General features: G+C 59.2%; 10 protein-coding genes. 1 reads left to right on the top strand and 9 read right to left on the bottom strand.

Translation table 11 applies throughout. The annotated features are described in order from the left end of the window. The 8 genes from GSQ77_RS28860 to GSQ77_RS28825 form a co-directional block, all read right to left on the bottom strand. Positions 1–582: dihydroxy-acid dehydratase (locus tag GSQ77_RS28860; RefSeq protein ID WP_174246520.1), on the bottom strand; the 582-nt coding region annotated here is incomplete at its 3' end. Positions 583–631: 49 nt separating this feature from the next. Beyond that, positions 632–1,552, bottom strand: coding sequence for an aldose epimerase (locus GSQ77_RS28855; protein ID WP_158907535.1), 921 nt, complete (start codon positions 1,550–1,552; stop codon positions 632–634). Positions 1,553–1,601: 49 nt separating this feature from the next. Continuing rightward, a complete protein-coding gene (locus GSQ77_RS28850; RefSeq protein ID WP_158907533.1) occupies positions 1,602–2,396 on the bottom strand; it encodes an NAD(P)-dependent oxidoreductase in 795 nt (264 codons plus the stop codon). A 1-nt stretch (position 2,397) separates the two neighbouring features. Then, complete coding sequence (locus GSQ77_RS28845; protein WP_158907532.1) at positions 2,398–3,378, bottom strand: SMP-30/gluconolactonase/LRE family protein; 981 nt, start codon at positions 3,376–3,378, stop codon at positions 2,398–2,400. A gap of 2 nt (positions 3,379–3,380) precedes the next feature. Continuing rightward, on the bottom strand, positions 3,381–4,307 hold the full coding sequence (locus tag GSQ77_RS28840; RefSeq protein ID WP_158907530.1) for an ABC transporter permease: 927 nt from the start codon (positions 4,305–4,307) through the stop codon (positions 3,381–3,383). After that, complete coding sequence (locus GSQ77_RS28835) at positions 4,307–5,188, bottom strand: ABC transporter permease (protein WP_158907528.1); 882 nt, start codon at positions 5,186–5,188, stop codon at positions 4,307–4,309. Before GSQ77_RS28835 ends, GSQ77_RS28840 begins: the two co-directional genes overlap by 1 nt. Next, on the bottom strand, positions 5,185–6,273 hold the full coding sequence (locus GSQ77_RS28830; RefSeq protein WP_158907526.1) for an ABC transporter ATP-binding protein: 1,089 nt from the start codon (positions 6,271–6,273) through the stop codon (positions 5,185–5,187). The genes GSQ77_RS28835 and GSQ77_RS28830 overlap by 4 nt, the downstream gene beginning before the upstream one ends. A gap of 107 nt (positions 6,274–6,380) precedes the next feature. After that, a complete protein-coding gene (locus tag GSQ77_RS28825; RefSeq protein WP_158907524.1) occupies positions 6,381–7,550 on the bottom strand; it encodes an ABC transporter substrate-binding protein in 1,170 nt (389 codons plus the stop codon). A 287-nt stretch (positions 7,551–7,837) separates the two neighbouring features. Between GSQ77_RS28825 and GSQ77_RS28820 the strand changes: the two genes are divergently transcribed. Further along, a complete protein-coding gene (locus tag GSQ77_RS28820; protein ID WP_158907522.1) occupies positions 7,838–8,764 on the top strand; it encodes a dihydrodipicolinate synthase family protein in 927 nt (308 codons plus the stop codon). Positions 8,765–9,042: 278 nt separating this feature from the next. Here the strand turns inward: GSQ77_RS28820 and GSQ77_RS28815 are convergent, their stop codons facing one another. Then, positions 9,043–9,744, bottom strand: a complete 702-nt coding sequence (locus GSQ77_RS28815; RefSeq protein ID WP_158907520.1) for a FadR/GntR family transcriptional regulator — start codon at positions 9,742–9,744, stop codon at positions 9,043–9,045. Between the last annotated feature and the right edge of the window lie 544 nt (positions 9,745–10,288).

Genomic DNA, 10,288 nt, shown 5'->3' with positions numbered 1-10,288 from the left:
ACGCGCAATGCCGCCCTCGACGCCGCGCCAATCCTGCTCCGTAATATTGCCCGCGCGCAGGTCGGCCCAATATTTCCAGGTGTCCGACCCGGAACCCAAGGTCTTGCCGTTCCAGTTGCCGCTCAGCATCGGGCCAGCCGGCAAATAGATGGTCGGCAGATCCATCATCACGGCACCCATCAGCAGCGCCGGGGTGGTTTTGTCGCAGCCGCCCATCAGCACGCAGCCGTCTGCCGGATACGAGCGCAACACTTCCTCGGTTTCCATCGCTAGAAAGTTGCGGTACAGCATCGTGGTCGGCTTCTGAAACGGCTCCGACAACGTCGACACCGGCAGCTCGATCGGAAAGCCGCCCGCTTGCCAGATGCCGCGTTTGACTTCTTCTACGCGATCCTTGAAGTGGCTATGGCAGGGGTTGATGTCGCTCCATGTGTTGAGGATCGCGATCACCGGTTTGCCCGCGTATTCTTCGCGGCTGTAACCCATTTGTGCGGTACGCGAGCGATGCCCGAACGAACGCAAATCGTTCACGCCATACCAGCGATGGCTGCGCAGTTCTTCGGCGGTCTTTCTTTTCTTGATACTCACAATTTCTCCACACCCGTCCCACGGACGGAATCAATAAGACAATTCAATTAGGCTGCAAACGCAAGGTCAGTTGTCCCTGCATGTCTTGTTGGGGCGCAAGCCGCTGTAAGCCGGTCGCGGGCACGCCGGCATGCGCCAGATTGAACGCGTCGCTCACATGCGTGACGGGTTCGAGGCACAAGTAATCGCGGCCAGGCGCGCAGTGCACCACCAGATGATCGAAGGCCGGGTCCGCCGCCATTTCCAGATGCGCACCGTTGTGCCACGTAAGGCGCGCGCGCCCGTCCCAGCCACTGCAATATTCCGTATAGCCCTCTGCGGTGCGGTCATGGATGCGCTCGCGCGCCACGGCCGGTTCACGCCTGAGCGCAATTTCTTCGTTGTCGTGCGGCCAGCGCCAATCGGCGCTCAGGCTGGCTCGATCGGCACTGAAATACGGATGAAAACCGAAACCCGCGGGCATCGCATAGTCCGACAGATTGCGCAAGCGCATCGCGAGGGTGAAGCCATCGGTGTCCAGCGTCAGGGTTTGCGTGGCGTGAAATGCCCAAGGCCACCCCGAATCGCCTTCGCGATGCGCATAACTCAGAGTCACCGCGGTATCGCTACACGCATCGACCTGCCACGCAACGTATTGACCGTAGCCGTGCAATGCATGAGCCTGGCCATCGAACGTTGCGAGTTGATGCTCGGCATCGTCGAACGCGAAACGCGCGCCGCGTACCCGGTTCGAAAACGGCACGAGGGGATAGCAGCCGCCCTTGGGCCATTCGCTGTTCAACCACTGATGCGCCGTTATGGGCGTCAACCATTGGTGGACTTGCCCGCTGCCGCCGCCGTCGCGTCGCTCGCTCGAAAGGCTAAGCACGCGCCCACCAGCCTGCGGCGCAATCAGCGCGCTATGCGCGCCGGCGCTTAGCCGAATCGGCGTATCAATACTTAGCAGTGCGGATGGACGTTTCATTATCGCTATTGCTTGCTATTCGCTGGTGCAGCCTACTCACGCAACCTGATTAAATCGCACGATCAAAATTGCGAGCAGCGTAGTCGCCCCCTTGATACACCGCATCGCGCGGATCCACCGGCACGCCCGCAGCCGCAATCGCCGCGGCGAAATCTTCGGCATTGTCCTGCGGCCGGTACGGCACGCGACTCGTGCTGTTGTCCCACCACGACCGCGTATTGGCCGATACCCCGTATACGATTTCGAAGCCAAGACCCTCGGTGTACACGCTCGCGTCGAGCAAGGCGCAGAAATCGCGGTGCGATAGCCACGTACTCAGGTTGCGTTGCGAAACCGGTTTGGGCAGGAACGAGCCGATGCGCAGGCAGACCGATTCCACGCCGTGCTTTTCCCAGAACATCCGACCCAGCGCCTCGCCCCATACCTTGCTGGTGCCGTAGTAGCTGTCGGGGTTCACCGCAACGCGCGTGTCGATCTTGCGGCCCACCGGATACATGCCGATTGCATGGTTGCTGCTCGCAAAAATAATGCGCTCGACCTTCTGCGCATGAGCGGCGACATACAGGTTATTGAGCGCGACAAAATTGTGCGGCAATACGACATCGAGCGGCTGGTCGTTCGAGATCCCCGCCATATGGATCACCACGTCCGCGCCTTGAAGCAATTGCGCGGTGAACGCCGCATCGGATAGATCGCCGTGCAACGCCGTCTCGTTGCTGCGCACATCGCTGAGTGCGCGCAGATCCGAAATCACCAGAGGGCGCCCGGCTGCATGAAAATATTCACGGATCACCGTACCGATCATGCCGCCCGCACCGGTCAAAACAATTTTCTTATCGAGCATCTTACGTAAGTGAGGAGAGCGTCTGGCTTGATTTGAAGCGCGATGCCGGCAAACCGGCAACCGCTACCTGGAAACTGAACAAACGCCCCGCCAACGGTTGGGTCGCGGCGAGCGCGGCGTCCGGAGGTAGCAGCGAGGTGACGAAGAGCGTGGTGTGATTCGCACCGCCAAAACAGCACATGGTCGGATGCGTCACCGGCAGGCGGTAGACCTCGATCAGTTCGCCTTCAGGCGAAAAGCGGTTGATACGTCCGGCGTCGATACCGCAACTCCAGTAACAGCCGGTGACGTCGACAGCCGCGCCATCCGGGCGCCCCCATCCCGCCTGCATTTCGATCCACTGTACCCCGGCACCCACCGTTTGAGCGGCCGGGTCGAACGGATAGCGCAAGATCCAGGGCCCGCGAGAATCCGAGTGATAAACGTAGCGGCCATCGGGGCTGAACCCCAGACCGTTCGACACCTTGACCTGCTCGCCCACACGTTGTGCGCGGCCATCGCTGCTCACTCGATAGAGGCTGGCAACGTTGGCTTTTTCGGCACGCTGATCCATCGACCCCACCCAGAACGCGCCGTCCGGGCCCATCTTGCCGTCGTTCAAGCGGTTGGTCGGAATATCGGTCTCGATCTCGGCGATCAATGTCAGCGCTTCGCAGCTGTGGCTCAACGGCGAGCCCGAGCGAGCGGCCAGCTTCGTATCGAAGCGATAAACGCCGTCGCGCAACGCGAGCACCAGCGTTTGATCGTCGCTCAAACCCATGCTGCACACTTCACGGTCGAATCGCCATTGCCGGGTGGCGCCCGTGCGGTACGTCCACTGCAGCAGGCTGTGCCCTTCGATGTCGACCCAGTACAGCACGCCGTTACATGCATCCCAAACGGGCGACTCGCCCACCTGCGCCACATACTTCGAGAGCACCTCGATCTCGGGCGAGTGCTCGCGTACTGGGCGCCTCGCCGGCATAGTCGTTCTCGCCGGCATGCTCACTCTCCCTGCGGCTGTTCTTTGACGCGGCTGACCAACTGCGTCGGGCTGACGAACTGCAGCGCGATCAACACCCACACCAACGTGATCGCCATGTAGATCATCGCCATCGCATCGATCGATTGCGACGCGCGCACACCGGTCGAAAACACCGCGTAATACAACGCCACCACCAGGGTTTGCGTATCCGGGCCGGCGGTAAAGAAGGTCAGCTCGAACATACCGATGGTGCGTACCAGCACCAGCAACCCGGCTGCCAGCATGCCCGGCACCAGCAGCGGCACCAGCACATAGCGGAAGTACTTCCAGGTGTTCGCGCCAAAAATACGCGCGGCGGCTTCGAGATTGGGGTCGATCTGCTCGATGAACGGCGTCATCACCAAGATCACGAACGGCAGCGACGGCACCAGATTGGCCATGATCACGCCCGGCAAGGTACCGGCCAGGCCGACCTTGTACATCACGGTAGCCATCGGAATCCCGTACGTGACCGGGGGCACCATCAACGGCAGCAGGAAAATCAGCATCGCGAAGCGCTTGCCGGGAAAGTCGACACGCGCCAGCGCATATGCTGCCGGCACGCCCAGCAGTACCGAGAGCAGCACCACCGCGCCAACCACTTCCACAGTAACCCGCAACACGCTCGCCAGTTGGAAATCGCTCCACGCCTGCACATACCAATGCAAGGTAAAGCCCTCCGGCAGCAACGTGCCGAACCAGCGTGTGCCTACCGAGTTGACCGCTACGGTCGCGATCAACAGCACCACGTTCAGCAGGAAAAATACCACCGTGCCCCAGACGGCCCATTTCCAGATTTTTCCCGGCAATTTGGACTGCTCTTTCATGACTTCTTTTCTTTGAACGGGTTTGTTGCTCGGTGTCGAACGGTCCCATTGTGCGTCGACGAGTTTGGATTTGCTATGCATCAGCCTTTTCCTCCCGAGACCGGGCCGCTATAGAACGCGCGCCGCGCCGTGAGCATGGCCGCTACGATCAACAGTTGGACAAAACCCATCATGATCGCGATGGTCGATGCAAGACCATAATCGTAGGATTCGAACGCAGCCTCATACGCGGCGATCGATACCACCCGCGTCGCGCCCGCAGGAACCCCCAGCAAGACCGCCGATGGAAACACGGAAAACGCCTGCACGAAAGACAAACAAGCGGCCATCGTCAGGCCCGGCACCAGCAGCGGCAGATAGATGCGCCGGAACTGCTCCCAAGGCCCCGCGCCCAACGTTGCCGCGGCACGCGCCAGCGTGGGATCGATGCCTGTCACGTAGGACAGGATCAGCAGAAACGCGAACGGAAAGCCGGACACCACCAGCGAGATCAGCACGCCCCAGTAATTGTGGGTCAGGCGCACTTCCTCGGAATAAAGATGCGTGGCGCCGACCGCTTGCGAGAACCAGCCATTCGGCCCGAAGTACGTCAACATGCCGTCGGCGATCAACACTGTGCCCAAGGTCACCGGAATCACGAGCAAAGTGGTTACCAGCTTTTGATAGCGCGATTTGCGCCTGAGCGCGAACGCCACCGGCACCGATGCCACAACGTTGATCAAGGTCGCCGGAACGGCCAGCTTGAGCGTGACAATCAAGGTCGGCCACAGCGTGGCGTCGGTAAAGAATTGAATATAGTTAGCCCACGCGCTGCCGCCGTTGAGCGGCTGAAATGATAGCGCGAGACCATAGGCAAATGGATAAATGAATAGCGCGACGATGCACAGTAGCGCCGGCGCTACGAGCCAACCCTTGAAATCGCGCCCGGCAACTCTCGGCGCACGAATAGCGAATGCGCTCATGCTTCGTCCCCTGCGTACACCAGTGCGCGCTCCGGTGCGATACGCAGCGCAATGCGGTCGCCCGCGCCGAACTCGCCCGGCAAGCGTGCGTACAACTGGCCGAACGCGGATTTGACCCGGATCAGCGAATCGCGGCCGCCGTATTCGACCGTTTCAATATCAGCGGTAAACGCGTTCGCGGTACCCGGCGCGCAGGCTTCGAAATCTTCGGGCCGCATCGCGACGTTGGCGCTGCCTTGCAGCGAGCCGCCCAGATCGTTCACGGCAGTGCCGGTCAGTTCCACGCCATTGGAATTCAGTGAGGCGCGTCCTTCTTGTACAGCGCCTATCGTGAAGCGCGCCACGTTGCGATAACCCATGAAACGCGCGACATGCAGATTCGTCGGCCGTCCGTAGACTTCCTTGGGTGTGGCGACTTGCTGCACTACGCCGTCGCGCATCACAACGATGCGGTCGGCCATGGACAGCGCTTCGTCCTGATCGTGCGTGACATAAATCGTTGCGCGCTCAAGCTGGCTATGAATGCGGCGGATCTCGGCGCGCATCTCGATGCGCAGCTTGGTATCGAGGTTGGACAAGGGCTCGTCCATCAGCACCAGCGGCGGCTCGATCACGATCGCGCGAGCGATGGCAACGCGCTGCTGCTGGCCACCCGATAACTGCCCCGGCAATTTGTTGTCGTGGCCGATCAGTTGCACCAGTGTGAGTGCGTCCCGCGCGCGCTTGGCCGTTTCCTGCTTGGACACGCCGCGCATTTTCAGGCCGAAACCGACGTTCTCCAGCACCGACATATGCGGAAACAATGCGTAGTTCTGAAACACCATACCGAAGCCGCGGCGCTCGGGCGACAACACGTCGATGCGCTCCTCGTCCAGCCAGATGCCGCCACCGGTTAGCGAGGTCAGCCCGGCAATGCAATTCAATGCAGTCGACTTGCCGCACCCCGACGGCCCCAGCAAGGCGATGAATTCGCCACGCTGTATGTTCAGATCCAGCCCCTTGAGGGCGTGAACCTGCTGGCCTTCGGCGTTGGTGAAACTCCGGCATACCGAATCGAGCCGCAACTGCTTGAAATTGTGCTTCATAACGATGTCTCTAACGCTTCAGATGAGTGATCCGGGCGCAGCAAAATGCACCGCCCGGATCACGTCGTAAAAAGCGGCCACACAACATGTGACCGCTGCCGTACTACTTACTTGGACTTCTGTGACCCAACCTCGGCGTCCCACTTCTGGAACGCAGCCACCATCGCCGACGCATCGAGCGGCACTACCTGCGGATGATCCGCGATCAGCTTCGTGTACTCGGGACGGCCGTAGGTCTTCAGCACCTCCTGGCTATGCGCAGGCGCTTGATCGATCGACACGCCCTTGATCACGGGACCCGGATAGAAGTAGCCGTCGTCGTAGGTCATCGCTTGCTGCGTCGGCTCAAGCATGAAATTCATCAGCTTGAACAGCACGTCCAGCTTTTCCTTGGGCACGCCTTTGGGGATCACCATGTAATGCGCGTCGCTGACCCAGGTCATATTGTCGAATGCCTGGATCTTGAAGCTCGCGGGAACAATGCCCAGTGCGCGCGGGTTGATGTCCCAGCCCGTCATCGACACGGTCATGTCGCGTGAACCTTCGCCCAGCTCTTTCATCACTGCAGACGTGCCGCCCGGGTAGTAGGGGATGCAGTCGTTGAGTTGCTTGAGAAACGCCCAGGTCTTGTCCCAGCCGTGGATCGGATCGTGCGGATCCTTATCGCCCAGCAAGTACGGCAAGCCCATCAGGAAGGCACGTCCCGGACCGGAATTGGCCGGACGCGCATAGATCAACTTGCCCGGATGTGCCTGGCACCACGACAGCAATTGCGCCGGCGTCTTGGGCACGTCGGTCACCTTGGCCGGGTTGTATTCCAGCAGCGGGCCGGCCGGCGAATAGGTCACTTCGAGGCCGAAGCCGTGCGCAAGCTCCTGCATTTTGAGCGGGCCGGCGGCGAATTTGTCCAGGACACCCGGAAACTTGGCAGCTTGGTCCGGCAACAATGGCATCCACAGGTTTTGCTGGATGCCGGCGGCCAGCGCATCGGTGCCGGTCAGGACCAGATCGATATCGGAACGTCCGGCGGCCTGCATGGCTTTCAGCTTGCCCGGCAGTTGCGGCGCCGGCGCGTTGGTGAAAGTCATGTTTGAAACGAGATCGGGGTATTTATCGCGGAACGCTTCGAACCCCTTTTGCGTCAGCGCCAAATTGCCGGCCACGTCGACTATGTTGATAGAAACGGGGGCCGCGTACGCCGGCACAGTTGACCACATCGCAGTCAGCAGCACGCCCAAAACGGACAGGCGCCCCGCTAATTTGCTTGATAACTTCATATCGTCTCCTTTTTTTTGGTTCTTTGGACCGCGTAAATCGCCCCGGTTCTACCGAGTTTTGTCAAAGATAGCTAAGTTGTCTTACTATTGTCAAGGAACCTTTAAATGGTTGTTTTAGAGAAAAATTGCAGAATTTTCATAAAAATCAATTATTTATGCTTTCATCAATTTTTCAGGGTCGGTAAAAACCCTTAGCAAAAATAGTGTATTTGCTTTTTTGTCTTACAACTTTTATACTGATTCAACATTTTGGCGATCCCTTTTTCGCGATTCAACAAGGAGCATGCATGAACCCCATCTCAGCGCGGCGCGCGGATTTGAACCTGTCCCCGCTTGCGGTCCCTCCCGTCGCGCGCAATGCCGACCTGTCATTGAACCCCGTCGAGAACGGTAAGCTGATTCGGCACCTCGAAGAGGGCGGGATACGATTCCTGATGTATGGCGGCAATGCCAACTTCTATCAGTCCCAACTCAGCGAATACGCTGAAATGCTGAGCATGCTGGACGATTTAAGCAGCGACCAGACGTGGATCATCCCGTCGGTCGGCCCCGATTTCGGCAAGATCATGGATCAGGCGCCCATCCTTAAGAAGCTCAACTACCCGACCGCAATGGTGCTGCCCTACGTCGGCCCGATGACGCAGGCAGGCTTGCTTAATGGGCTGCGCCGGTTTTCAGATGCATTCGGTAAGCCGTTCTTCCTGTACATCAAGTCCGACGAATACATCGACCCGCAGCACGTCGCAACGCTCGTCGGCGAAGAGCGGATTCTGGCGGTGAAATACGCGTCGGTGCGCAGCGATCCGGCCAACGATCCCTACCTGCGCAGGCTGTTGGAGGCGGTGCCGGCTGAATACTTCATCAGCGGCATCGGTGAGCGCCCGGCGATTGTCCACTTGCGCGAATTCGGCATGAACAGCTTCACGACGGGCTCGGGTTGTATCGCTCCGCGCGGTTCGCTCGAAATCTTGAAAGCCATCCTGGCTGGTGATTGGAATCGTGCCGCGACATTACGCGAGCATTTCATGCCACTCGAGGATATTCGCGACGCGACCTCCCCGATCCAGGTTCTGCATGATGCGGTCTCGGCTTCGAAAATCGCTCAAATGGGCCCCGCGGTCCCGTTTTTGTCCAATACCCTGCCGGAGAACCTACCCGCACTGACCGAGGCGGCGCTTCGCTTGGCCGCATTCAATCAGTCGCTGTTCGCTTGATGACAGGCTGACGCCGTAGCTGGCTCGATAGCGTTCGACTGCGTCAATTTGACACGCCCCACGGCAAAGCTTGCCGTGGGGCGTTTGTTATTGAAGGCCGCGATGTTTATAGAGGGATATTCTGTTCTTGCCGGATGACCGGCGCATGAATCGCAGCTTGCGTCGCTGCTTGCATCGCTGCATGAGCCCGTACATGAGCCGGTGTATGAGCCCAGCCGCGGCCCCGGGCCTGGACCGGGTTGGGATCCCAGGCGTGGACCGCCGCCCGCCGAGCGGGACTAATCGCCCTGGAACATGCGCTGTTTCGCGTTGTCGATGTGCTCGCGCATGCTGATTTCCGCCTGCAATTCGTCGCGCCGCCGGATCGCCTGCAGCACCCTGGCGTGTTCCGCTTGCACCTCTTCGCGACGCTGGTCGCTCCTCTCCTGCGATAAGCTGCGCGAGAGTTGCATGCTGAAAGCCGTTTGCTCCTGGATCGAATCGAGCGTCGACACGAAGAAGTTGTTTTTTGAAGCGATCGCAATGGCGCGGTGAAACAAGAAATCCTCGTGAGAGCCGACCTTGTCGGACGCGATCACCTGGTTCAACGCTTCGTAAGCCGCTTCGAGCGCAACGATGTCGGCCGAATCGTGCATCTTTGCCGCCAAACGCGCCGCACCCGCTTCCACACTCAGGCGGAATTCATAGCACCGACGAATATCGGCGATGCTTTCGACACGCGCGAAGCGCAAAACGCTCTTGCTCGGCGTATGCGTGACGTAGGTGCCCGATCCTTGACGCGAAACGATCAGGCCGTCTGCCCGTAACCGCGCCAATGCCTCGCGCACCGTAGGACGCGACGTGCCGAAACGTGAACATAGCGCTTCCTCCGTAGCGAATCGCTCGCCCGCCTTGAACTCGGCGTCGACTATCAACTTCAGTAGCTCACCATATAGGACATCGACCACTTTCTGGCGATTCGGACCGGTGCTAGGCGTCATTAAAAAATTCTCGGGCATCAGTAATCTATTGCGTAAACCGTGCACATAGTGGCGCTTCACCATGGGATTGAAGCGTAAGGAGAAATTGTCTCACATGTTGTCAGACAGATCGACGGTTGCTTATCCCATTTGGAGTTCTAGCCTCGCGCAGACCCTCGCCGTCGCGCTTGCCCCAGCCTAACCGTCGCCGCTGCGACGCTCTGTCATCCCTGTCGCCACGCTGCGGGCCCAAATAAAACCTACATAAATCGCTTGTCAAGACTTGACTTATACACAATCGCCTTTTTTCCCAACCGATGCGGTTAGGTCGATGTGTCCCCACGACCGTGACCGCTTAAACCGTTGATTTCATTGCACTTGGGCATTTTGCCCAGAATGCTGGCAAAGTGTCTGGAAGCCTTGCCGTTCAAGCATTTAGCGTCGACTTTCAAAGATATCCACAAAGTTATCCACAGGAACTGTGGATAGTTTTAAAAGCGCTGCCGAATCAGTGAGATAAGCGATTTAGCTCGTTTTCACTTTAGCTCTGAGCGCCATCTTTCAA

It is taken from the genome of Burkholderia sp. L27(2015) (genome assembly GCF_009765705.1).
In the GTDB taxonomy this organism is placed as follows: domain Bacteria; phylum Pseudomonadota; class Gammaproteobacteria; order Burkholderiales; family Burkholderiaceae; genus LMUX01.
Note: the sequence above shows the minus strand (reverse complement) of the source record. Positions and strands in the feature narration are given on the sequence as shown.

Coding starts and splice junctions, on each gene's coding strand:
- GSQ77_RS28835 (WP_158907528.1), bottom strand. CDS start 5,188: ATGAGCGCATTCGCTATTCGTGCGCCGAGAGTTGCCGGGCGCGATTTC.
- GSQ77_RS28820 (WP_158907522.1), top strand. CDS start 7,838: ATGAACCCCATCTCAGCGCGGCGCGCGGATTTGAACCTGTCCCCGCTT.
- GSQ77_RS28825 (WP_158907524.1), bottom strand. CDS start 7,550: ATGAAGTTATCAAGCAAATTAGCGGGGCGCCTGTCCGTTTTGGGCGTG.
- GSQ77_RS28850 (WP_158907533.1), bottom strand. CDS start 2,396: ATGCTCGATAAGAAAATTGTTTTGACCGGTGCGGGCGGCATGATCGGT.
- GSQ77_RS28840 (WP_158907530.1), bottom strand. CDS start 4,307: ATGCATAGCAAATCCAAACTCGTCGACGCACAATGGGACCGTTCGACA.
- GSQ77_RS28830 (WP_158907526.1), bottom strand. CDS start 6,273: ATGAAGCACAATTTCAAGCAGTTGCGGCTCGATTCGGTATGCCGGAGT.
- GSQ77_RS28855 (WP_158907535.1), bottom strand. CDS start 1,552: ATGAAACGTCCATCCGCACTGCTAAGTATTGATACGCCGATTCGGCTA.
- GSQ77_RS28845 (WP_158907532.1), bottom strand. CDS start 3,378: ATGCCGGCGAGAACGACTATGCCGGCGAGGCGCCCAGTACGCGAGCAC.
- GSQ77_RS28815 (WP_158907520.1), bottom strand. CDS start 9,744: ATGACGCCTAGCACCGGTCCGAATCGCCAGAAAGTGGTCGATGTCCTA.